Raw genomic sequence first — 23,835 nt, forward strand, 5'->3', positions numbered from 1 at the left:
TCCCAAAAAGAACATACAAAAAAAACCGACTTAAATGAACTGCACCCTACTTGTTAGTTGTGTCTATCAATTGGAATGTAGCTCATAGAACGGTCTTTTTTCTATAGCCAATAGAACCTTGAGAATGAGAAGGAACTAACTATTAAAATAATTCTTGCTTTAATAATTCACTATCAATCAAGTAGAGTCCATCATCGTCCTGATGTATGTACTCTTTTTTTCTTAAATGATTAATCGTCCTGCTAACGGTCTCTCTAGACGTTCCAATCATATTTGCTAATTCTCTATTTGTAAAATGTGTGGTGAATTTATAAATTCCTCCCATTTTTTCGCCATTGGATTTACACAATCTGATTAGCAAAAGGACGATTTGCTCATAAGTATTATGGAGGATTTGTTCTTCTAGTCGTTTTTGCAAATCTACTATTTTTTCACCTAATACTTTAAAGAGTTTGATACAAAGCTCAGGATAGAGGATTAATATCTCTTCAAATTTATCAATGGGAACAACAATCAAATGGGCATCTTCCATTATTTCTGCATGAGCTGGATATCGGCCTTGTCTAAAGAATCCTGCGTGAGGAAACATTTCACCAGGCTCAAGAACTGAAACAATCTGTTCTTTGCCTGAAAGATCTGTTTTATAGATTTTAACTTTTCCAGAATGAATGAAAAAAACTCGATCAAGATAATCATCCTGCATAAAGACATACATCTTATTTCTGTAGAATCGTGTTTGAGAGATTTTAATAATTGGTTCCATTTCTTCTTTAGAAAGTTCCTTAAATAATGGAACCTCTGACAATCTGCGCAAAATATCTTCTTTTTTCATCATAAATCACCCGAAATTCGTCTGATTTCCTTCACATTGACAGTTTATCAGTCAATTATGTTCCATGCAGTGACCTTCATCATAGGTATCAGCTACTTTGAAAATAATTCTCACTTGTGTGATAAAAATCACAACGAGTAGTTGAGAAAACTCACTTTTTGTGTAGTTCTAACATGCCAAATAATATAAAACGAGGCTGATTATTCAGCCTCGTTGTTTACACTTATCTTGTTTTGTTGTTCCATACATTCAAAACAAGAAACTGTTTTGTCTTCATTCACGACTCCATTAAAAAAACCTTCTAAGCAGAATAGCTCTTTCCCACAAGTTTTACACTTACCAATAAATTCTTTCAAATTACCACTCCTTTACGTTGGTTTGGACTGGATATCTGATATATGTTTCTTATAGAATAACAGATTTATCATCACTTTTTTAATAATTCAACATATTGCAATCACCTTTATCAGAAAAATGTGATAAAATTTACGTGGTAAGAAAATGGGAGGGTGGCACAAGAATGAGAGAGAATACAACATCCATAGAAAAAGAATTTCTCGATTACGTTAAGAAGATGTCTGCATATAATGAAGCGCTTTCGCTTGTGTACTGGGATTTAAGAACTGGTGCACCAAGGAAAGGAGTAGAACAGAGGGCAGAAGTGATAGGAATGCTTTCAACTGAAGTATTTAAAATGTCTACCTCAGAAGAAATGGCTTTATACATAGCAAAATTAAGTTCTCAAGATCTAGCTCCAGTGACAAGAAAAGTGTTAGAAGAATGTAAAAAGGAATATGATCGAAATAAAAAAATTCCTGCCGAAGAATATAGAGAATATACGATTCTTCAATCTAAAGCTGAAACAGTTTGGGAAGAAGCTAAAGCCAATTCAGATTTCTCACTATTTCAGCCATACTTAGAAAAACTTGTAGGGATGAACAAGAGATTCATTCAATATTGGGGTTATAAAGAAAACAAATATGACACTTTACTTGATATGTATGAACCTGGTATATCGGTTGAAGTCCTTGATAAAGTATTCGGAGAGCTTCGTGAAAAAATTGTACCGCTTGTAAAGAAAATAATCGACTCGTCAAATAAACCTGAAACAACTTTCTTATTTGAGACATTTAAGAAAGAAAGTCAAAAAGACTTCAGTCATGAGATATTAGCACAAATGGGCTATGATTTTAATGCGGGCAGGCTGGACGAAACCGTCCATCCCTTTGCAATTGGACTTAACCCAGGAGATGTTCGTGTAACGACTAAATATGATGAGAAAGACTTCCGTACTGCCGTATTCGGCACGATCCATGAAGGTGGGCATGCTTTATATGAGCAAAACATTTCCAATGAACTTGTTGGAACTCCTTTATGTACAGGGACCTCGATGGGGATTCATGAATCTCAATCATTATTTTATGAGAATTTTGTAGGTCGTCATTATTCATTCTGGATGAAGAATTACGATTTGTTAAGGGAATATTCAGATGGCCAGTTCGAAAATGTTAGTCTTGAATCATTTTATAAAGCAATAAATGAATCGAAGCCATCTCTTATTCGAATTGAAGCCGATGAGTTAACATACCCTTTACACATAATCATTCGATATGAAATCGAAAAGGGCCTTTTTAATGACGAAATTGATGTGAAGGACTTACCGAAGATTTGGAATGATAAATACGAAGAATATCTTGGTGTAAGACCTGAAAATGATGCCAAGGGTGTACTCCAAGATGTTCATTGGGCTGGTGGAAGTTTTGGTTATTTCCCTTCATACGCCCTAGGATACATGTATGCAGCACAGTTTAAACATGCAATGATGAAGGATTTGCCTGGATATGACCAACTGTTGGCTGAAGGGAACTTAATTCCGATCAAGGAATGGTTTACACAAAGAGTACATCAGTTTGGAAAACTCAAGAAACCTCTTGAAATTTTACAGGATGTAACGGGTGAAGGGTTAAATGCAAAATACCTTGTTGAATACCTTTATGAAAAGTACAATACAATTTATCAATTAAGTTAATAAACAGGAGGGAGATTAATAGATATTAAATCTCCCTTTCGTCATGAAAAGAGATGTTTACACTATGGGAAACAAGAAATTATACCCTTTTTTGCTTATTGCAACAGGTGCCAGTCTTTGGGGAATCATTGCCGTTTTTATAAGAGGGCTAGCTGAAGCAGGATTTGATTCAATGGAAATCGTAACGATAAGGGTATGCCTATCAACTCTTATTCTCGGTGTCGTTGGAATCCTCTTTTTTCGCTCCCATTTATTAATCAAAGTAAAAGACATTGGTTTATTCATTGGTACAGGAATTTTCAGCATGATCTTTTTTAATTGGTGTTACTTTTATGCTATTAATAAAATGGACATTTCCCTTGCGGTTGTTTTGTTATATACTGCTCCAGCGTTTGTTACAATGCTATCATACCTGTTTCTTAAAGAAAGAATAAATTCTAAGAAGATATTTGCTGTTATCGCGACCATCGGAGGTTGTATATTAATTGCAGGTGCAAATTTTGCAGGTTCATCTTCCTTCACCGTATCTGGAGTGCTTGCCGGATTGGGAGCGGGATTTGGTTATGCGCTCTATACGATCTTTGGGAAGTTTGCCTTAAAAAAATATCACCCTTTTACGGTTACGTTTTATACGTTTCTAGTTGCTTCAGTAGTCTTATTGCCTACATCAAACGTTCTGGAAAATAGTTACCCCATTGTGAGAGGGGAAGTAGTAAAGTATGGGGTAGGATTAGCTTTATTCTCTACTGTGATTGCCTATTTCTTATATACAAAAGGATTGGAAATGGTGGAAGGGAGTAAGGCGTCAGTGATAGCGACAGTGGAACCGGTGGTCGCAACGATAATGGGAATATTCTTATATAACGAAACGATGAACCTATATCAAGTTTCTGGTTCAGCACTCATCCTGTTCTCTGCGATTTTCGTCAACTTACCTGAGAAAAGTCAAAAAATAGATCTGAATCAAAATGCAAAGGCTCCAATCTAAAAGATTGGAGCCTTTGTTTGCTAAACTATTAAATTTGTTTTATTGTGCTATCTTCCTACCAGAACTTATATCCTTTAGAACCAATTGGAGCATTCTGTATCATATCGATGAAAGGAATGGTATATGCGAACAGGATAAGGACTGCTGTGATACCAAGCCATAATTTCCAGTTTTCAAAAATCATAGGTGATTTTTCTGCTGCGTCCGCTACTTCACCTACAGGGAATTCCTCTTCACCTTTTGGTGCAAAGAAGGCAAGGTTTACAAAGATGACAAGTATTAAAATGATGCCAAGGAACAAGATTGACCCACCGACAGCTTGCGCAATTTGGTAAGGAATCCAATCAGAAGCTTGCTGTGCACCGCCGTATTCAGAGAACGCTGAACGTCTTGGAGCACCTATAAGTCCTGCAGCATGCATGGCACCGGACATGAAACTCATACCAATTGCCCAAACAAAAGCTTGAATAATCGCTAACTTATTCATTTTCTTTGTTAATCTACGGCCTGTTAAATGCGGTATTAGCCAGTAAGAAATGCCGAAGAATGTAAGTACAACACTAGTAGCTAATGTTAAGTGGAAGTGACCAGTAACCCAAATAGTATTATGAACGACCTGGTTCATTTGGTGCGAAGCGTTGATCACTCCACCTGCTCCAGCAGGAATGAAAGCAGCCATACCGATGAATGGAACAACGAAGCGAGCATCACCCCAAGGAAGTACACGAATCCACCCGAATAATCCTTTTGCTCCTTTGGCACGTCCAGCTGATTCAAAAGTTGCGAATAAAGAGAAAGCAGTCATTAAAGATGGTATGATTACCAGGAAGGTAAGGACAACTTGTAAGAACTTCCAAGCAGGGTCAATTCCAGGCTCCGTCAATTGATGGTGAAATCCAACCGGAATAGAGAATAGTAAAAATAGTATGAAAGATAAACGAGCCAACGAATCTGAGAAAATCTTTCCTCCGATGACTTTTGGAATAACGACATACCAAGCCATATAGGCTGGCAATAACCAGAAGTATACTAATGGATGACCAAAGTACCAGAAGAGAGTACGACTGACTAATACATCAACACGGTCTACCAATCCAAGTGACCATGGAAGTAATTGAAACAGTACTGTAGCAGCAACACCAAGAGTAGCCACGATCCATAAAACGGTATTAATTATTGCCATGAAAGTTAATAGCGGGCTTGACTTACCAGGGTTATTTTTGCGCCATCTTGTGTAAGTCACGATCATAGCCGCTCCACCTATCCAACTTCCTACGACAACAAAAGTTAAACCACCGTAGAAGATAGGGTGTGCTTTTAATGGTGCATAGAACGTATAGAGAACAGTCGCTTTATTAAGCAGAACCATTGTAGCAGCCATGGCAGTACCGATGGTCATGAGCCAGAATCCTACCCAGCCGGTTTTACGTGCACGATCTGTCATTGCTCCTGCAGTTCTGCTAACTGCTGCAAATTGAAATCCTAGGATGAAAAAAGTTGTAAGTACAAGTCCTAGTAAAACACCATGAACAGTTAAAACTTGATAGTAGGTAATTCCAAAAGGTAATTCATATTTTCCAGAGCGGACTAATGTTTGTAATAATCCTGCAAGACCTCCAAGTGCTAATGCAATAAAGGCGACATAAAAGTGCGCCATGGAAAGCTTAGCATCCCTTGGATCAACTTTAATTGGAGCTTTTGAGCTAAGCATTATTCAACCACCTCAATCTTAGAATACATCATGTGATGCCCAGTACCGCAGTATTCATTACATACAATCAAATAGCTGCCGACTTTATCGAATGTTGTTACATACTCACTAACATAACCTGGTTCAAGCATCATATTGATGTTTGTACCTGCAACCTCAAAACCATGAACTACGTCCTTGGTTGTAGCGATTACTTTTACTTTTGCGCCAAGCGGGACTTTTACTTCCATTGGATTATAAGAAAACGCTTGTGCAACATAAACCAATTCATAGTCCCATTCCTTACCTTCAACTTTGTTAAGGCCTGGTTTATCGAATGGTTTTGTCGTATCAACTTTTTCTTGATCAATGGTTGTTAAACAGCTGGGTGGCTGATTTCCTAAGTAAAAAGCACTCACCCCAACAGTTGTCAAAAAAACGATTAAAGCTGTAATTCCGAATATAAGCCATATTTTTTCAAATTTGTGAATGTGCATTTTGATATCTCCTTTCTAAACTAAAAACGATCAAGGAATAGGAAGTAAACGCTTACCCATGTAACGATGAGGAACAATCCTAAAAAGAAAACCGAAGCTAACGTTCCTTTAAGTGATGTGTTCTCTTCGCTGTGTTTCTTATGGCTGGCTTTACGGACTGTATTTGCCATTGCTTATCACTCCCTTCTGAATATTGAAAATAAACTAATGAGTTCTACTTCATAATACAAAACAATTTGAAAAGTACCATATGGTTTTGGGGATTTCACAAATTGTTCAAACATGAGTTAATTCCTATCTTAATAGTGAAAACCTGATAAATCAGTGATTTAAGTCACTTTTTCAGTTTCGAAATTGTGAATAAACTGTGAAAACTGAAAATCGTGCTGTGACAAAGGTTGTTGCAAAAGCTTGTCTTAAAAATTCCGAGAATTTCCTGTCACTATATTTATTAATGTTAAATATGATGAACTATAGGGTGCGTCTTTGACAGGAGAGAAGATATTATGATGGAGAAGTTTTATTGTGAACGGTGTAGACTCCTATATAACAAAGAAGAAATTTGCAAAATTTGTGGCGAGGTAGCGACAAAAAAGATCAAGATTGAAGTTCAAAATCAGAAAGAAAAGAAATAACAGCATTATGCCGGAATATGATTCTGGTATTTTTTTATGCCCAAAAGTATAATGATGGTAAATTATTGAGAGGGGAAATGTGGATGTTCTTACCGTCGTTTCTATTAGAAGGAAAGAAAGCGATTGTAACAGGAGCGGGAAGAGGAATTGGAAGGGCGTTAGCAATCGGTCTGGCAGAAGCAGGTGCTGATGTCGCAATCTTAGCTAGGACGGAATCAGATTTAGAGGAAACTGCCGGATACATTAGAGAGTTGGGTAGACAAGTATTGATCGTGCCTTCTGATGTAACAAACAGGGAACAAGTACATAATGCAGTCAAACGAATTAGGGAAGAGTTTGGCAAAATAGATATTCTCATTAATAATGCAGGCATGAACATTCGTTCACAGGCATTGGATGTGACAGATGAGGAATGGCATACCATTATGGATACAAACTTGAAGTCGGCTTTTATGTTTGCACAAGAGGTTGGGAAAATCATGAAAGAAGATGCGAATGGAGGCAAAATCATCTCGATTACCTCGGTTGGAGGTCATGTGGCATTGCGAACGGGAGTTGTTTATGCAGCCACAAAAGCAGCACTTATCCAAATGACAAAAGTATTGGCTTTGGAATGGGGCAAATACAATATTAACGTGAATGCTATTGGGCCTTGGTATTTTAGAACTCCACTGACAGAAAAACTTTTAGCAGACCCTGAATATGTGGAAGATATCCTTTCTGTTACTCCTTTGAATAGAATTGGAGATTTGAAAGAATTAATCGGACCAGTTGTCTTTTTGTCGTCTGAAGCAGGAAATTATGTACATGGACAGACACTCTTCGTTGATGGTGGCATGACGATAAATGGATTTTGATCCAGCAAAGGGACATAAACTTGACCATCTAGTTCAATCTAATCCGAGTGGAAAAGTCACCAATCGTTAATCGGTGACTTTTCTTGTTTCAAAAATCAGATAAAACAATATTTCATAAGAGTTATCCATTTTTGCTCGTATGCAATAAGCTTCATGAAAACCGTGAAGTGTAGCTTCACCTACCAGTACTGTAGGAGGAGTAATATCCATTGTGAAACCATTCTTTGTCAAGTTAGTGGAAAGATGCCCAGCCATCATGTTGCCGAGTTCTCCAGCAAAAGAATGCAACATTTCTCCTTCGAGTACCATACCAAACAAACCCTCACTAATCTTTGCAAAAATATCCTCTTTACCTTCTATGATAATCGTTCCTTTTACATCACCTGTAAGTCCAATTAAGACACCAATATCACCATTAGAAAAAGGATGATTGATGAGAGTAGGCTCTTCGGTTTCCAATTTGAAAGGAAAGACATGTTTAGCAGCTTCTATAAGCGCATTTATGACGTTCGTAACACCTTTATCTATTGACACGATTAAATCCTCCTGAATTGCTTCATTAAGTTGCAAAATGCAATTGTCCATTAACTTTATCCCTGTTTTGGAAATGTTTACAGAATGATTATGCACTAAAAATCAATTATAATAAAGGGGCACAGCAACACTTCAAAACGTTTTGGCTTCCTCCTACGAGGAAGTCTTTTTTTTTACATATGGGTTTGTATATTCTTCTCTTGGTTTCACTCGGTTTAAAAATCCGCTCATTCATTCATTGCTTTAAGGGTATATTTTTTACGATTTAGGGAAAAAGCCGAATATCCCACTTTTAGAAGCATATTAAGAGTGTTTTTGGAAAACATACCCTTACGTAGATTAAAGGAGAATGAAAGATGCCAAAGATTATTTCAATAGCAGAAGCTATTCCTGCATTTACTCTTCAGCAGTCAGATGCAGTGGATTTTGCAAGGGAACTATTTTCAGAGTCTTTTAAGGATATTGAACGGTTGTTGCGCGCCTTCGAAAATGGTCAAATTCAAAAAAGGCATTTTGTAAAAGATCTGGATTGGTTTAAAAAGGATCATACTTTTGAAGAGAAAAATGATTCCTTTATTGAGGCTGCTGTTAAATATGGCACGGAGGCGATTCAAGCTTGTTTAGGTAACGATAATTTCCTTCGACAATCGGTTCCCTATGAAGAAATCGAGGCCATTTTCCTGATTACGACAACCGGACTTGCCACTCCAAGTATTGAAGCAAGGATCATGAATCAATTGCCGTTTTCCCCACATACCAAAAGAATTCCTATTTGGGGACTTGGTTGTGCTGGAGGGGCAGGTGGATTGGCGAGAGCATCAGAATATTGCCGAGCGTTTCCGAAAGCAAAGGTACTTGTACTTACAATTGAACTTTGTAGTTTAACGTTTCAGCGAAATGACCGCTCCAAAAGTAATCTTATAGGTACATCGCTTTTTGCAGATGGAATATCCTGTGCATTATTATGCGGAGATGAAGTAGACATATCAAACCTTTGTTTGAAATCATCATCACCCGCTATTGTTTCATCCCAGTCGACGTTAATGCCTAATTCATTGGATGTAATGGGGTGGGATGTGAGAAACAATGGGCTTTATGTGGTCTTTTCTAGAGATATTCCAAGTATTGTTGAGGAATGGTTAAGTCCTAATGTGACGGATTTTTTAGATCAACATGATCTGACCATTAAAGAAATAGAACAATTTGTTGCCCATCCTGGCGGAAAAAAAGTTCTAGAAGCCTATGTTACGGCATTAGATTTACCGGAATCGATGATAGATATCCCGCTAGAAATCTTAAGGGAATACGGCAATATGTCATCAGCTACGATTATGTATGTATTGAGAAGAACAATGGAGATGGATATCGAAAATGGAACTTACGGGTTAGGTGCGGCGCTTGGTCCTGGATTCAGTTCAGAACTTTTACTTTTGAGGTGGGAGTAATGATTGCTTTTTATGTATTCTTTTTTGTAATCGTCATACAAAGATTGATTGAATTAGTAATCGCTCATAAAAATGAAAAATGGATGAAGGAGCAAGGAGCCCTTGAATTCGGGAAAGGTCATTATCCATACATGGTATTGATGCATATCCTTTTCTTCCTTGTACTCTTTATTGAAAGCGTATTTTTTGTAAAAGAAATATCTGCTTTTTGGATACCACTGGTTGGTGTTTTTCTTCTTACTCAAGCAATACGAATCTGGGCTTTATCATCTTTGGGGAAGTACTGGAACACCAAAATCATTGTTCTCCCAAACGCTAGTGTGGTCAAAAAAGGACCGTATCGCTTTTTGAAACATCCTAATTACGTCATTGTAACCATTGAGTTGCTTATCATACCTTTAATATTTAAAGCCTATTTTACGCTTATTCTTTTCGCTATTTTAAACTTTATTATTCTTTCGATCAGAATACCAGAGGAGGAAAAGGCGTTAAATAGTTTGACAACGTATGACGGAACTTTTGCAGAAAGTAACCGCTTTGTTCCAAAACTTTGAGAGAAATGTGACAATTTATCAAATGGTATTGAAAATCATTCTCGCTTTTGTTAAACTTTCCTTAGAAGTGAAAAACATTCTCATTCACCTAAGGAAGGTGCTACATATGACAATTGCTTTTATTGGCGGAACAATTGCTATCTATACCCTTGTCATGAAACATGTCTTAAAAAATGTGTCTCCAACATCATAAAAAATTCTATTTTTTCTATTTAAGTCAGGGATGTAACCCTGACTTTTTTCTTTATGCAGGCTATGTAAAAGTACATTGTTGATTTTCTGCACTTTGTTGATTGGAGTGGAAGGCGCTTGACTCCTCGAAATTCCTCAATGATGCTATCGCATCATTTCGTGCGATGTAAATTCGAGGATGCTTTCTTTGTGCTAACGCATTTTTTTCGTGCATGGGTTATTTCGAGGAAGATCATCAATGTCCTGGGGGATTAAAGTTTAAGAAGAGACCCTCCGCAAGAGCGTTAGCGACGAGGAGGCTCGACGAACGCCACTATTGCTAATTCGTCCCGGAAAGCAAGCGTCCTGGAGGGGACATCAACAGGCAAGTTTACCAGAGTCTTTATGTAAATAAGCTAAACCGGCCGGCAATTTTGCGAAATTGGAGTTTGAGCTTTTCTTTTTTACGTTAACAATAGGAAAAATTAGAATAATCATATAAAATAAAATCATCAAAAGGATTAAACGAGGAGTAATACAGATATGGTACTAACGATTAATCAACAAGAAAATGCTTTAGAGCTTACAAACAGAATGGTTGCTTTATATGAACATTTGATCGGTAAAGACACTGAGACGGCTGAGAAAATCCTGCAATTGGGCAGGAAATTGACAGCTGGTGAATTTGCCATCGCCATGTGTGGCCATTTTTCCGCGGGAAAATCAACACTCATAAATACAATTCTTGATGCGAAAATTTTACCATCAAGTCCTATTCCCACTAGTGCCAATTTAGTAAAAGTAAGATCAGGGGATGGGTATGCCAAAGTATTTTTTAAGAAGGAAAGACCAAGGTTGTATCTTGAGCCGTACGACTACGAAATGGTTAAGAGCTTTTGCAAAGATGGCGACCAAATTCAAGAGATAGAGATTAGCCATTCAAATACAATTTTACCTATCAATACAATGATTTTAGATACTCCAGGCATCGATTCTGCAGATGATGCACATAGAATTGCAACAGAATCAGCGATACATCTTGCAGATATCGTTCTTTATGTAATGGATTACAATCATGTACAGTCTGAGTTGAATTTTTTATTTACTCAGGAGCTATCTAGTGCAGGAAAAGAGCTTTACCTAGTAATCAATCAAATCGACAAACATAAAGAGGAAGAATTAAGTTTCGCTGATTTCCAACAAAGCGTGGTGAATTCCTTTGCTTCCTGGGGAGTCAAACCAAAGAAGATTTTTTATACAAGTCTAAAAGATGAAAATCATCCGTCGAATGAATTCAAACAACTCCAAGAGATGATTCAATCTCGTTTGCAAAATAAAGACGCTTCCTTGGTTCAATCCGTTCAGGCCTCCCTTCAGAAGGTAGTGGAGGATTATATTGATCAGGAGAGAGAAAAGGTCGTATCAAAAGTAAGTGAGGAACAAAAACAATTAAGCAGCCTTTCACAATACGAACTAAGTAAAATCAATGATGACTTAATAAAGTGGAATCACAATATGCAAAATGTCCGGGGACTTTTGGGTTCAATGGAAAAAGAATTCACTTTAGAAATTGAAAAGATATTAAACAATGCCTATTTGATGCCTTTTTCGATACGCTCTCTTGCAGAGTCGTATTTACAGTCATGTCAGCCAGGCTTCAAGGTGGGTTTATTATTCTCTAAAGGGAAAACTGCTACCGAAAGAAACATGAGGCTCGAAAAGTTTTACAGTGAGTTAAATGAAATCATAAAATCTCAGATGGAATGGCATTTAAAGGACTATTTAAGAAATATTTTAAAGGACCATGAGATAAATAATGAATCGTTAATAGAGGAAGTGCAGTCTTACCATGTCCCATTTACGAAGGAAATGATTGAGGAATCTGTTAAGACAGGAGCCTTATTATCAGGAGAATATTTATTAAATTATACCGATGAGATAGCTTCAAATATAAAGAAAATGGCTAAAAGTAATCTCGAAAAGTTTAAGACGTTATTTTTTGTTTCATTAACAGAAAAAATAGATGTACAGATTGCGGAACTTGAAGAAGAAGGCAAACATTTGGCAGAAGCTGAACACATATTTAACAGGACCATGGAAATGGACACAGAGTTTCAAGCGATTGTTGTTAAGTTGCAATCACTATTAACTGAAGAAATGGATATGAACAAGGATTTATCTATCTTTCAACATAGCGGTGAAGAAGTGGATATTGTTCAACCACTCCAATCAATCAAAATTGACGCTGAAATTCCTATAACAGAAAATAGGACTCAAGCGTCACATGCTGAAACCGCGCAACAACTAAAAGAAAATCATTTGGATGAATCGATTGTAGAAAAATTATTCTCTTCTGCTACTCTTATTCAATCTCTACCTGGCTTTGAAAAGACAGCTATGGATTTGAAAGCTAAGGCAGAAAACATTCAAAACAAAGGTTTTACTGTGGCATTATTCGGTGCATTCAGTGCCGGTAAATCCTCGTTTGCTAATGCATTAATCGGCGAAGCTGTCTTACCTGTGTCACCCAATCCTACAACTGCTGCCATCAATAAAATAAAACCAATAACAGACATACATCCTCATGGAACCGTTTTGGTGAAAATTAAGGACCAAAAGTTAATTCTTGAAGATGTGAACAGGGTGATGCATTATTTTGACTTGAGCATCTCAACTTTAGAAGAAGCTAGTAAAATCATTCAACGCATGTTAGCTGATCCAAATCTGGAGGATCCTTCAAAAAGAACACACTATTCTTTCTTAGCTGCCTTTGAAAAAGGATATGAAGTATTTAAATCCAAATTCGGTAAGCAAATCGAAACAGATATAAGTGAATTTAGTGATTATGTTGCGAATGAAGAAAAGTCATGTTTCGTTGAAAGCATAGAGTTGTATTACGATTGCGAGTTAACAAGGAAGGGCATCACCCTCGTTGATACACCTGGGGCTGATTCAATCAATGCCAGACATACTGGTGTTGCGTTCGATTATATTAAAAACTCTGACGCAATTCTTTTTGTGACTTACTACAATCACGCATTTTCACGTGCTGATCGTGAATTCCTTATTCAACTCGGAAGGGTAAAGGACTCATTCCAATTAGATAAAATGTTCTTTATTATTAATGCCATTGATTTAGCTGAAGACGATGAAGAAAAGAACCTTGTGATTTCGTATGTAGAAGATCAACTCGTAAAATATGGAATCAGAAAACCAAGCATGTATCCTCTATCAAGCCTAGAAGCGTTGAAGGAAAAACAAAACGGTGAAGTTTCAGGAGTAATGGCGGATTTTGAGAAATCGTTTTACCGTTTTATTTCACATGATTTGATGGAAATGACGGTCACTGCAGCAGAGAATGAATTGAATCGAGTTTACGAAAGAATCATGAAGTTCATTGAAGCATCTGATGCAAGTAAAGATGCAAAACAGCAAAAAAAATTGCAACTTGAAAAAGAAAAAGAGGGCATTCGAAAGATTATTGCCAATCAAAATGTCAGTATCCCATCAACTCGTGTAATTCAAGAAGCTGAGGAGCTTATTTTTTACATTAAACAGCGAGTATTCTTAAGGTTCAGTGATTTCTTTAAAGAAGCTTTTAATCCGTCTGTTCTAAAAGAGGATGGTCGTAATTTGAAAAAGGCTTTACAGACTGCCCTTGAAGATTTATTGAACAGCGTAGGATTTGATTTCTCTCAAGAAATGAGAGCCACTACGCTAAGGCTTGACCATTTTGCTATCAAAGCAATGAATGAGTTCCTTTCAATGATTGAATTGGAAACGCGGAAAGTAAATGAAAATCTATCTTTTTCTGATCATGAGTGGTCAAATAAAGAAGCTCTTGAGTTCACAAATGCTTTTGAAGACATTGATAAACAAATCTTCGCTAAAGCGATGTCGTATTTCAAGAACCCAAAATCCTTCTTTGAAAAGAATGATAAGAAATTTATGAGTGAGGAAATCTATGCTGTTTTACAGCAGAAAGCGGATGAGTTTTTATCCACAGAAAGTCAGAGGATTCGAGTGTTTTACGAAGAAGTATTGATAAAAGCAGCTGACAGCATTCTTAAAGACATGGAATCGCAAACGGAAGATTACTTTAAAGGGCTCTTGTCCATGCTTAGCGAAGACACTGTAATCGATAAGATGAAGCTAATCCAGAAAGAATTAGAACGTAATATTCGTAGTTGGAAAAATCATTAAGATTAATGGAAAAGACTTCTTCAAATATTCTCACGCCAATATGATATAATGTGACGAAGTATTTTTTATTAGGGCGCTTGCGCTTTTCTTTTGGGGGGCTATATAAATTGATTAAAGATAAACCTTCATTCATGCTTGTTGACGGTATGGCACTATTGTTTCGTGCTTTTTATGCAACTTCAATAACTGGTCAATTCATGATTAATTCAAAAGGGTTACCAACTAATGCGATTCAAGGTTTTGTGAAACATTTATTAACGGCTGTTACTACCTATCAACCGAAACACCTTGCTGTATGTTGGGATATGGGAAGTAAAACTTTCCGTTCTGAAATGTTTGATTTATATAAAGCTAATCGTTCAGAGGCTCCACTTGAACTGATTCCGCAATTCGACCTAGTAAAGGAAGTTGTTGAATCATTTGATATACCCAATATTGGTGTTCCAGGATTTGAGGCTGATGATTGTATCGGAACAATTGCAAGACATGCTTGTAGTCATGCGCATGTGTCGATTTTAACAGGCGATCAAGACATCCTCCAGCTTCTAGATGAGCATATTTCCGTTATCTTGCTGAAAAAAGGATTCGGCAATTATTTACTCCATACCCCTGAAACATTCTTTGAAGAAAAAGGAATCAAACCTCGTCAGATGATTGATTTAAAAGCTTTAATGGGTGATCCAAGTGATAATTATCCTGGTGTAAAAGGTATAGGAGAAAAAACGGCCCTAAAATTGTTGCAACAATATGAGCATGTCGAAGGAATTGTAGAGAATATTGCCCTACTATCCAAATCACATAGATCAAAGATTGAACAAGATTTAGAAATGCTACACTTATCTAGGAAGCTTGCAGAAATTAAATGCGATGTCCCGCTTTCATACTCATTGGAACTGGCAAAATTTAATTACGACCACGAAAAAGTTTCCGCTAAATTTTTGGAATTGGAAATGCGCGGACTACATCGTTTCTTACCACAACCAATAGAAGTTATATAATTTGAAGGCTGTTTCGCACCGCGGAACAGCCTTTTTCGTGGTCTAAGAAATTATAAAACAAATTAATTTGGATATTTTTCTAGTTTCTATTAGTCAAGCTCCAGCGCCCAGCCCCTCGGGGTTGTTTCCAAAAGCATAAACAACCAAAATTGTTTTCTAAAGCCAAAACAATTTTGGTCATAAGCCAAATCACTCCAGAAATCAGGACAAGGAACGCTTCGGCAGCATCATCATCGCACGAAGAAAAGGCGATAGCCTTTTCGAGGATGAACTGCGTGATTCGTCTTATGCCTGTCGGGGCTAACCAGGGCACTAGCGCCTTTTGTTCTGTTTATTTCGTATTCTTTTTCTTTGCTGCATTTTCAAGTTTTGATTTCGGTTCTTCAGCAAATTCTGCATCTTGTCCATAACCTTGACTATTTACTCCCGGTGCCGTAATTCCACGATTTCTTGATTTTCCTTTACTCAAATTGCTCACCTCCTGTTTTCTTATTATCTCCTTGGGGAATAAATAAAAACATCTTTCTAACACTATATAAGAGGTGATTGTATGAATAAAGGGGTATATATCTCGTTGCTCGGTATCGGGCTCGCTCAAGGATTGAAAATACCTATACATTACTATAAGAAAAAGGAATGGCGCCCAGAATTGTTCTTTCAAACAGGGGGGATGCCGAGTTCCCATTCTGCTGGGGTCTCATCATTAACTACCTACATTGCACTTGAAAGAGGCTTGCCAACGATAGACTTTGCACTTTCGCTTGTCTATGGCCTTATCGTTATGTATGATGCGCAAGGCATACGTCGTCAAACGGGTGAACTCACCCTCAAGGTTAATAATTTGGATGAATTAATGGAAAAGATCCACAAAGATGAAACGGTAGAGTTTAAACAAAAATCCCCTAAAAGATTGAAGGAAATGTTGGGACATCAGCCTGAAGAAGTATTAGGTGGTGCAGTACTCGGGGTTCTATTAGGAGTTGTTGGACATCTTTTGACAAAAAAGGATAGAAAAAGGTCGAAATTTAAGTTAAGATTTAGTGAGTAAAGTTTCGACAAGGCCGGGAGAGGGTTGGTTAAATCAGTGCTTACAGTGGAAGATTATTTGAATGATTTGCAAGGGAAAGGGTTCCAATTCGAGGAAGATGCAATAGGGTTTATCTATTTCGGCAAACACTACACAAATGCTTCTGATGAATTAATTAATACTGCAATCGAGCTAACTTTAAAAGCACAGAAAAGATTTGATGGCAGTTTTTATATTTCTTTACTGGAAACGTTCACATCTCAGAAAATCAAGACTAGAAAAGAAGCAGTACGGCTTGTTACAGAGAAAAAAATCCTCGTAGGATAAAGGGTGCTATCCAGCACCCTTTATCCTTTATAAGGGGAATTATTCGATTTCTTGCGGATATTTTCTTAGTGTAAATGGTCTAAAACCTTAACGGTTAAAATTCTTTATTCGTTTTCGAAGTAAAGTAGTAAGTTCAGAAGGAACTTCTGCAAGAAGCATTCCAAAGAAAATAAGGAAACAACCTAAAAAAGCGAGATTGGACAATCTTTCACCTGCCCAAAAATAACCTGCAACTGCTGCAAAAACAGGCTCCATGGCAAATATGAGAGCAACTCGAGTAGCAGAAGTATACTTTTGGAAGTTTGTTTGAGCAAAAAATGCAAAAGCAGTCGCGAATAGAGAAGTAATGATCAAGGCTGTCAAAACTTCTTCCGTGAACAATACTTTTATTTGTATTGCCTGTTGCCAATCTTCAAACAGATATGAACAAATAATAGATAGAATGGCTACTGTAGAAATTTGAATGATCGTTAATAAAAGCGTTGGAAATTGACCGCTGAATTTTCCTGTAAGTAAAATATGCAGTGCAAATGCAATTGCACACATAAAAACAAATATATCACCAATATTAATAGCAGAAATGTCTCCCATTGTTAATAGGAATAAACCGAATGTCGCAATCAACACACCAATAATCGCATTTGTGCTAAGTAGGATTTTCCAAATTAAAAAAGCAAATAATGGGACAAGTACAACACTTAACCCTGTAATAAAACCCGCCTTAGATGAAGTTGTAAAAAGCAGTCCGATTGTTTGAAAGGCATAACCAAGGAAGAGCCAAAAGCCGAGAAAAATTCCTGAGATCAATATTTTTTTATTACACATTGCAATCTGATTTCTTTCAAATAACCACAACCATACAATAAGAAACAAAGCAGCGATTGCAAATCGAATTCCGTTAAATGAAAATGGTTCAAGGAATTGAATCGCATCTTGTACGAGAACAAATGTTATTCCCCAGATAAACGCAACAATCAACAAACTGAAATCTGCAAGTATTGTTTTATTCATGATCATTGATCCTATCATTTTTTCTGATTGCCGTCCTAGCTAGTTCATCCGCCACTTTATTTTCGCTACTCGGTATCCATTTCATAAAGAAGAGGTCGAATTTTCTAGATAACTCAAGAGCCTCTGATAGAAGTGGGGCAAAAGCTTTGTTTTTTGCAAACTCTTTTTCGACCCCTCTATTTACTAGTTCTGAATCTGTACGAAATGAAACGGTTTTGTATTCTTTTTGGTGGCAAATCTGTAATGCCTTTATGAAAGCATGGTACTCAGCTTCATGATTAGACATGATGCCTAACGGAATCGAGTATTTTTCAGCTGTACCGTGTCCCTTAATGAAAACACCCGCACCACTTGGACCAGGATTCCCAGCGCTAGCACCATCGATGTAAACTTCAATCAATAGAAACTCTCCCCTCTGCATAGTCTTTAGCATTTTATCATATACGATAAGAGAATATGTAAAAAATTTCTCGTATTTAGTTTGAGGATTCCACAAAGGGAATAATAAAAGCATTCTTAAAAATAAGTAAGGAAAGGTTGACAAAATGAAATATAAAATCGAGTGGAAGTATAAGATTAAAGGTCATCAAGGTGTAACGTTTAATTCTGATTATCTCGATGGTGAGGTAGCCATTCAGACAGGGGAGGAGCTTGAGAAATCCGGAAAGGCGACTGAACTATATTTTTATGATGAGCTTGGTACCTCATGGACACTAAAAGAAGTCAAAAAATTAAACGCAGAGATAGAACCAGAGCCACATGATCTAACCGTATTCTTCGATGGTGGTTTCAACAAGGATACCAATCAAGGCGGACTTGGTGCAATCATCTTCTACAAACAGGGGAAGAAGAAATTTCGTATCAGGGCTAATGAGTTATTTGATGAAATGGATACGAATAATGAAGCTGAATATGCTGCGTTATATTTTGCTTTAAACCTAATTGAAGAACTGGGAGTGCATCATCTTCCATGTGAATTTAAAGGCGACTCGCAAGTGGTTTTGAAACAATTGGAGGGTGAATGGCCATGTTATGAAGAAACTCTGAATAAATGGCTTGATCGGATCGAAGAGAAGTTGAAAAATCTTGGTTTAGAGCCGCGATACACCAATATTCCTAGAAATGAAAACAAAGAAGCAGATAAGTTAGCAAGTCAAGCTTTGGAAGGAAAAAAGATATTCAGTAAAACTCAACTTATTTAAAATGGAGTGTTGAGGGTTGAAACAGAGAAAAGATCTGATGATGAAGGTTGATCAATTAGTAAAAGAGTATTGTGATGGTTGTTTCTTATATAGACATATAAGAAAAGAAGAAGGAAGAACGGCAGCACATCGTTTTTGTATCACACAATGTACCGTAGGTGAGAAGTTCGTGGAAATAGGAAAAAATCTTTCCTGATACCATTTGGAGAATAATAAAAAGGCTGGCGATAAAGCCAGCCTTTTGCTATAAGCTTCGTTCATAAATAAAAGATTAAAGTCTAACTACGTTCGCAGCTTGCGGTCCGCGGTTTCCTTCAACGATTTCAAAAGAAACTTCTTGGCCTTCTTCTAAAGATTTGAAACCTTCGCCTTGGATAGCGCTGAAGTGTACGAATACATCGTCTCCGCCATCAACTTCGATAAATCCAAAACCTTTTTCGTTGTTAAACCATTTAACTTTACCGTTTTGCATGATTCTTTTTCCTCCTAAAACTTACAGGATCGATGAAGACCCTAGTTAAATATTATCATATTGCCCTAACTTAGGAGTATCCTAAATACAGTGCCATATGATGCTTATAATATACACGAATAGATTTGGACAGTCAAGAATGGAAGCGTTTTATCGAGAGAATTTACAAAATACTTACAATATTAAAAATGTTTTAAAATAATTACTATTTATAAACCTGTACATAATTTTTCGATGCCTTCATAGAATTTAACATTAAACTAAAAGTAGTGAAGGGTGAGAAAATGTACCGTTTTTCTATTGAAGGTGAAGACTGGATACTGAGATTTTCCCCAAACATCGTACTTGAAGGAAATGAAAAAAAGGCGATACTCACTTCACTCCTGCAAATAGGCAAGGATTTAGACAGTTTTTCACATGGACATTCCTTTTTGATTTTTAATAAAAACATTGGTGCTATTGTTTTCAGTGTTGAAAGAATCCCGTCACTTATTCTTACAATAACCAATATCGTGCCAAAATCGGATTGGTATATTCAAGACCCATCTCTTGATCAGAAATTAAACGAATAACGTCGGAAAAACCTCTTCGATTTGAAGTGGTTTTTTTTGTTGTGTGACAAAACACCTTTACGAGGAACCTTTGAATGAGTAAAATGAACACGTAATTAAAGTCGTGATAGGAGTCATAAAGATGAAATTAATAATCGCGGAAAAACCCGATCAAGGCTCAACTTTAGCCTCCATTTTTAAAAATAAAAAACATCAAGGCTATATTGAAATCTTTCCAAATGAGATGTTCAAAAATGGTGCGTATGTTACCTGGGCTGTCGGCCATTTATGTCAGCTCGTTTCACCTGAAACGTACCAGTCAGAATGGAAAAAATGGGCATTAGATACATTGCCGATGATCCCTTCACAATTTGAGTATGAAGTGACCAAAGATAAAGCGAAACAATTCGCTATCATAAATAAACTAATAAATGATACGAGAGTCTCGGAAATCATACATGCGGGGGATGCCGGGAGAGAAGGCGAATTGATCATTCGTAACATACTGCGACTCTGCCGTTCAAAGAAGCCTATGAAACGACTATGGATTTCTTCACTCACTGCAAATTCAATAAGAGAAGGATTTGAGAGGCTTTTGAATGAAGATGACACTCGTAATCTTTATTTTGAGGCTTACACTCGAGCTTGCGCAGATTGGGTTGTGGGAATGAATGCATCGAGACTATATAGTCTATTATTGCAACAACAGGGATTCTCTGACATTTTTTCAGTGGGAAGAGTTCAAACTCCTACACTAGCTCTTATTGTAAAAAGAGAACGGGAGATTGAAAATTTCATTACGAAACCTTTTTGGGAAGTGCAAGCGCAATTCTCTATAAATGGAAAGAAGTATAATGGTAAGTGGGAAAAAGATGGTGAAACACGTTTAGATTCCAAGGAAATGGCAGAAAAGATAGCTGCCTTTTGTCATGGCAAAGAAGCAATGGTTGCCGAAGTCCAATCGGAGAAAAAAGAATTCCCACCGCCACTTCTATATAATTTGTCTACTCTCCAAGCGGATGCGAATAAGAGATTTAAGTTTTCACCTAAAAAGACATTGGATGTACTACAGAAGCTATATCAAAAAGGAAATGTTTCTTATCCTAGGTCGGATTCACGTCATGTCACCGAAGAAGAAGCAAAAGCTTTTCCAGAAATCCTGAGTAAATTGAATAAATTACAAGATTATGAAAGTCATTTCCCACTTCCTTATTCCTCATTGTTGGATAATAAACGATTTGTGAATGACAAAAAGGTAACGGATCACTATGCTATCATTCCAACTGAACAAATACCAAATTTGTCTAAACTTGATGGTGATGAGCGGAAGCTTTATGACCTCATTGTGAAGAGTTTGATAGCGGCACATTATGATAAAGCCATTGCTGAATATACCACGGTTAAAACCCTTGTGGATAAGCGAGCTTCTTTTATTTCCAAAGGAAAGGTGCAAATCCAAGAGGGATGGCGTAAGGTTCTAGCAGTAAAAGAAAAAGACGATGAACCAATATTGCCTGTCCTTACACAAGGTGATGAAGGAAAAACAACGAAAATTGAAGTGAAAGAAAGTCAGACTCAGCCTCCCAAAAGGTATACAGAAGGCCAACTCATTACTTTAATGAAAACGGCTGGAAAGCATATTGACGATAAGGAACTAGAAAAAGTATTGTCAAAAACAGAGGGTTTAGGCACTGTATCTAAAAGAAAAATTTGTGCATAAATCTAACTATGATTTAAACCCTTTATTTGTATGGTTTTTTTAAAAAAAGGTAAAGTGCTTAAATCGAAAATGAGCATAAATGCTTTTTTAGAGATAAACCTTATCAGTAACCTGCCCTACCGGACCGCATCTTACCGGACCCAACCGTACCGTATTAATAAATTGTTGATTAGTTATAATTAAACTACTCCCACAAATGTTCTCGCCAATTAGATTGGATTAGGCCTTCATGAAGGGCCTTAGATATTAAGGCTCTATGTCGATAATCCAAACGCAATACGTGACATCTTTTACAAAGCACTCTAAGATTACTTAAAGCGTTTGTTGAATTTACTCCTGAATTAATGTGATCAATATGGCATTCATTTAGCGAAAGCATTTTTTTACAATGCACACATGATTGCTTATCCCTTTTCCAAATTAGTGGTCTTATATTTATTTTCCACGATTCACTCGGCATTCTTTTTTTAGGCAAAATTACACTCCTTCCAAAATGTCAAAAGAAGTAACGGCAAAACGTCCAAAACCAATCTTTCTGCCATCCCCCAATCCAGCGAATGTTCCAGCATCCCTACATATGGATTCCATTTGCTGTCTATTAATCAGAGACCCTTCCCAACTAATCTTAAAATCTGTTTCCCAACCACTGGTTAAAGCAAGTCGATATCTTATATTTTTTGCCCCTCGTCTAGAAACAGGCTGAACATCGATATAAACAGTATTCCTGTTGTCTCTTGTAATTAGGTCTTCCGGGGGAATAAAACGATTAATTAATATTTTTGAGTTCATAACTTCTAAACATGCAGACACATATGGTTCAAATGAGCCTCTTCCTCTTGGAAGATGTTTTCCTCCTGCTCTTATACACGAATAGACATATCTTGGCTCTAAATAAAATTGGCCCTCTTCTGTGACTAAAAAAGTCTTCTTCCATTCATCTGGATTATTCCCTGGCACTCCCTCTCTTTCTCTCTTTTCTAACGGAATTGAATCAATGTTAAAATGATTAAATAACAAAGGCTTAACTCCTCTGATTCTTATTTCGGCAGTTAATATTGGCATATAATCCCTCCATCGGTATTATTAACAATAAAAAAAGAACTTATAAGTTCTTTTTTAGTTAAATTATTGATAATTTGATGCTCTTAATAAATGGGTTATGCTTCTCTACTCTTGTAGAGAGGTGGTTAAAATGTCGATCTTTTTAATTTCTGTTGGAGAAAAAATTAGAACTTTTAGAAAAAGCAAAGGCTTAACCCAAGAAGAGCTTGCAGAAAAAGTACAATTACAAAGTTCTTACATAGGTAGTATTGAAAGAGGAGAAAGAAATATCTCATTATTAACTCTTCAAAAAATACTTGATGGGCTTGAAGTCAGTCTTGAAATATTTTTCAGAAAAGAAAATCTGGAACAAAGAGAAATTGTTTCAAAATTAGTTTCCAGTTTAAATTTTAGATCCGAAGATGAAGTTAAACTAATTTACAATTTAACTGAGGAATTAGTGAGGTTTTTAGATAAAAATAGAAAGTGAGTTATCAACTTGTATAATTTATTTGCAGAATTTAAAAGAGAGAGATTCTAATCCTCAATAAACCTCATATTACCTTTTTTAGCATGTGGTAATTATTTGGGGATTTCGGGTTATTTGAGTTTCTAAGGTAATCGTTGTCAGTTGATTTGATTGGCACCACAAGCTGAAACAATAGTTGTACAGTGATATAACAGAAATAGTTACTTCCCATTCGTGGACTGAAAGAAACAATAAATGAAATTGACATTCTTGCTATAAAAAATATTAAAAACATCGAATGGGATTGTTCATTGTGAAGTGCAAGTGAGTGTTCGTCCTGTTGGATATATCAGCAGACTACTTAAAAATGTTATGACAGTAGTTAATTATAATTCCGTTCAGTAATACTACTTTTCAACTCCTTAAAAATAATAGTATAATTGTAAATTGAATTGAAGGTAATGAATGTAGCTAATAAAAAATTAGTTATGTTTATTACCTATTTTTGTTGGTATTAAGGACAAAGATTATTTTTTTCCTTTTCTAAAGGAAGCTCTTGCCTTAAAGAAAAGTTAGTAATCG

General features: G+C 36.6%; 26 protein-coding genes and 1 pseudogene. 15 read left to right on the top strand and 12 right to left on the bottom strand.

Annotated elements, in window-relative coordinates:
- Positions 1 to 142: 142 nt before the first annotated feature.
- Positions 143 to 832, bottom strand: a complete 690-nt coding sequence (locus BMZ31_RS08645; protein ID WP_090831314.1) for a Crp/Fnr family transcriptional regulator — start codon at positions 830 to 832, stop codon at positions 143 to 145.
- A 200-nt stretch (positions 833 to 1,032) separates the two neighbouring features.
- Positions 1,033 to 1,188, bottom strand: a complete 156-nt coding sequence (locus tag BMZ31_RS20280; RefSeq protein ID WP_175478034.1) for a hypothetical protein — start codon at positions 1,186 to 1,188, stop codon at positions 1,033 to 1,035.
- Between the two features lie 164 nt (positions 1,189 to 1,352).
- Here BMZ31_RS20280 and BMZ31_RS08650 point away from each other — a divergent pair, with 164 nt between their 5' ends.
- Complete coding sequence (locus BMZ31_RS08650; protein ID WP_090831315.1) at positions 1,353 to 2,861, top strand: carboxypeptidase M32; 1,509 nt, start codon at positions 1,353 to 1,355, stop codon at positions 2,859 to 2,861.
- 43 nt (positions 2,862 to 2,904) lie between these two features.
- Entirely contained in the window at positions 2,905 to 3,849 is a 945-nt protein-coding gene (locus tag BMZ31_RS08655) for a DMT family transporter (protein WP_254778675.1), read from the top strand.
- 55 nt (positions 3,850 to 3,904) lie between these two features.
- Here the strand turns inward: BMZ31_RS08655 and BMZ31_RS08660 are convergent, their stop codons facing one another.
- The 3 genes from BMZ31_RS08660 to BMZ31_RS08670 are packed head-to-tail and all read right to left on the bottom strand — an operon-like array spanning position 3,905 to position 6,206.
- Positions 3,905 to 5,560, bottom strand: a complete 1,656-nt coding sequence (locus BMZ31_RS08660) for a b(o/a)3-type cytochrome-c oxidase subunit 1 (protein ID WP_090831316.1) — start codon at positions 5,558 to 5,560, stop codon at positions 3,905 to 3,907.
- Positions 5,560 to 6,036, bottom strand: coding sequence for a cytochrome c oxidase subunit II (locus BMZ31_RS08665; RefSeq protein ID WP_090831317.1), 477 nt, complete (start codon positions 6,034 to 6,036; stop codon positions 5,560 to 5,562). Before BMZ31_RS08665 ends, BMZ31_RS08660 begins: the two co-directional genes overlap by 1 nt.
- A gap of 20 nt (positions 6,037 to 6,056) precedes the next feature.
- Positions 6,057 to 6,206 carry a cytochrome c oxidase subunit 2A gene (locus tag BMZ31_RS08670; RefSeq protein WP_090831318.1) on the bottom strand — a complete coding sequence of 50 codons (150 nt, stop codon included), beginning with the start codon at positions 6,204 to 6,206 and terminating at the stop codon, positions 6,057 to 6,059.
- Positions 6,207 to 6,754: 548 nt separating this feature from the next.
- Between BMZ31_RS08670 and BMZ31_RS08675 the strand changes: the two genes are divergently transcribed.
- On the top strand, positions 6,755 to 7,528 hold the full coding sequence (locus tag BMZ31_RS08675) for an SDR family NAD(P)-dependent oxidoreductase (protein WP_090831319.1): 774 nt from the start codon (positions 6,755 to 6,757) through the stop codon (positions 7,526 to 7,528).
- A 66-nt stretch (positions 7,529 to 7,594) separates the two neighbouring features.
- Here the strand turns inward: BMZ31_RS08675 and BMZ31_RS08680 are convergent, their stop codons facing one another.
- A complete protein-coding gene (locus BMZ31_RS08680) occupies positions 7,595 to 8,062 on the bottom strand; it encodes a chemotaxis protein CheX (RefSeq protein ID WP_254778677.1) in 468 nt (155 codons plus the stop codon).
- Between the two features lie 356 nt (positions 8,063 to 8,418).
- Between BMZ31_RS08680 and BMZ31_RS08685 the strand changes: the two genes are divergently transcribed.
- The 5 genes from BMZ31_RS08685 (at position 8,419) to BMZ31_RS08705 (ending at position 15,433) form a co-directional block, all read left to right on the top strand.
- A complete protein-coding gene (locus BMZ31_RS08685) occupies positions 8,419 to 9,507 on the top strand; it encodes a type III polyketide synthase (RefSeq protein ID WP_090831321.1) in 1,089 nt (362 codons plus the stop codon).
- A 2-nt stretch (positions 9,508 to 9,509) separates the two neighbouring features.
- A complete protein-coding gene (locus BMZ31_RS08690; RefSeq protein ID WP_090831410.1) occupies positions 9,510 to 10,061 on the top strand; it encodes an isoprenylcysteine carboxyl methyltransferase family protein in 552 nt (183 codons plus the stop codon).
- Positions 10,062 to 10,068: 7 nt separating this feature from the next.
- Positions 10,069 to 10,254: a hypothetical protein gene (locus BMZ31_RS08695; protein ID WP_139205924.1), complete on the top strand. Its 186-nt coding sequence runs from the start codon at positions 10,069 to 10,071 to the stop codon at positions 10,252 to 10,254.
- Positions 10,255 to 10,775: 521 nt separating this feature from the next.
- On the top strand, positions 10,776 to 14,435 hold the full coding sequence (locus BMZ31_RS08700; RefSeq protein ID WP_090831323.1) for a dynamin family protein: 3,660 nt from the start codon (positions 10,776 to 10,778) through the stop codon (positions 14,433 to 14,435).
- 107 nt (positions 14,436 to 14,542) lie between these two features.
- On the top strand, positions 14,543 to 15,433 hold the full coding sequence (locus tag BMZ31_RS08705) for a 5'-3' exonuclease (protein ID WP_090831324.1): 891 nt from the start codon (positions 14,543 to 14,545) through the stop codon (positions 15,431 to 15,433).
- 331 nt (positions 15,434 to 15,764) lie between these two features.
- Here the strand turns inward: BMZ31_RS08705 and sspL are convergent, their stop codons facing one another.
- Positions 15,765 to 15,902 carry a small, acid-soluble spore protein L gene (sspL, locus tag BMZ31_RS08710; protein ID WP_090831325.1) on the bottom strand — a complete coding sequence of 46 codons (138 nt, stop codon included), beginning with the start codon at positions 15,900 to 15,902 and terminating at the stop codon, positions 15,765 to 15,767.
- Between the two features lie 81 nt (positions 15,903 to 15,983).
- On the opposite strand from sspL, the gene BMZ31_RS08715 reads away from it, so the two are divergent.
- Entirely contained in the window at positions 15,984 to 16,481 is a 498-nt protein-coding gene (locus tag BMZ31_RS08715) for a divergent PAP2 family protein (protein ID WP_090831326.1), read from the top strand.
- A gap of 36 nt (positions 16,482 to 16,517) precedes the next feature.
- Positions 16,518 to 16,787, top strand: a complete 270-nt coding sequence (locus tag BMZ31_RS08720) for a DUF6123 family protein (RefSeq protein ID WP_090831411.1) — start codon at positions 16,518 to 16,520, stop codon at positions 16,785 to 16,787.
- Between the two features lie 87 nt (positions 16,788 to 16,874).
- Here BMZ31_RS08720 and BMZ31_RS08725 read toward each other — a convergent pair whose 3' ends face one another.
- Positions 16,875 to 17,798, bottom strand: coding sequence for a DMT family transporter (locus tag BMZ31_RS08725; RefSeq protein ID WP_090831327.1), 924 nt, complete (start codon positions 17,796 to 17,798; stop codon positions 16,875 to 16,877).
- Entirely contained in the window at positions 17,791 to 18,198 is a 408-nt protein-coding gene (locus BMZ31_RS08730; protein ID WP_090831328.1) for a reverse transcriptase-like protein, read from the bottom strand. The genes BMZ31_RS08725 and BMZ31_RS08730 overlap by 8 nt, the downstream gene beginning before the upstream one ends.
- A 145-nt stretch (positions 18,199 to 18,343) precedes the next feature.
- Here BMZ31_RS08730 and BMZ31_RS08735 point away from each other — a divergent pair, with 145 nt between their 5' ends.
- On the top strand, positions 18,344 to 19,000 hold the full coding sequence (locus BMZ31_RS08735; RefSeq protein WP_090831329.1) for a reverse transcriptase-like protein: 657 nt from the start codon (positions 18,344 to 18,346) through the stop codon (positions 18,998 to 19,000).
- Positions 19,001 to 19,016: 16 nt separating this feature from the next.
- Positions 19,017 to 19,196 (top strand): zinc-finger domain-containing protein, encoded by a 180-nt coding sequence (locus BMZ31_RS08740; RefSeq protein ID WP_254778679.1) that lies wholly within the window; start codon positions 19,017 to 19,019, stop codon positions 19,194 to 19,196.
- A gap of 75 nt (positions 19,197 to 19,271) precedes the next feature.
- On the opposite strand, the gene cspD is transcribed toward BMZ31_RS08740, so the two are convergent.
- Positions 19,272 to 19,472 carry a cold-shock protein CspD gene (cspD, locus tag BMZ31_RS08745; RefSeq protein ID WP_090831330.1) on the bottom strand — a complete coding sequence of 67 codons (201 nt, stop codon included), beginning with the start codon at positions 19,470 to 19,472 and terminating at the stop codon, positions 19,272 to 19,274.
- Positions 19,473 to 19,741: 269 nt separating this feature from the next.
- Between cspD and BMZ31_RS08750 the strand changes: the two genes are divergently transcribed.
- Positions 19,742 to 20,044 carry a hypothetical protein gene (locus BMZ31_RS08750; RefSeq protein ID WP_368086635.1) on the top strand — a complete coding sequence of 101 codons (303 nt, stop codon included), beginning with the start codon at positions 19,742 to 19,744 and terminating at the stop codon, positions 20,042 to 20,044.
- Positions 20,045 to 20,165: 121 nt separating this feature from the next.
- Positions 20,166 to 21,716 (top strand): annotated as a pseudogene (locus tag BMZ31_RS08755) (DNA topoisomerase 3); the annotation flags it as partial.
- 211 nt (positions 21,717 to 21,927) lie between these two features.
- Here BMZ31_RS08755 and BMZ31_RS08760 read toward each other — a convergent pair.
- Positions 21,928 to 22,203 carry an HNH endonuclease gene (locus BMZ31_RS08760; RefSeq protein ID WP_302846842.1) on the bottom strand — a complete coding sequence of 92 codons (276 nt, stop codon included), beginning with the start codon at positions 22,201 to 22,203 and terminating at the stop codon, positions 21,928 to 21,930.
- Positions 22,204 to 22,220: 17 nt separating this feature from the next.
- Entirely contained in the window at positions 22,221 to 22,805 is a 585-nt protein-coding gene (locus BMZ31_RS08765) for a hypothetical protein (RefSeq protein WP_090831334.1), read from the bottom strand.
- A 130-nt stretch (positions 22,806 to 22,935) separates the two neighbouring features.
- Between BMZ31_RS08765 and BMZ31_RS08770 the strand changes: the two genes are divergently transcribed.
- Complete coding sequence (locus BMZ31_RS08770; protein WP_090831335.1) at positions 22,936 to 23,274, top strand: helix-turn-helix domain-containing protein; 339 nt, start codon at positions 22,936 to 22,938, stop codon at positions 23,272 to 23,274.
- Positions 23,275 to 23,835 lie beyond the last annotated feature (561 nt).

It is taken from the genome of Bacillus sp. cl95, assembly GCF_900115925.1.
In the GTDB taxonomy this organism is placed as follows: Bacteria; Bacillota; Bacilli; order Bacillales; family Cytobacillaceae; genus Neobacillus_A.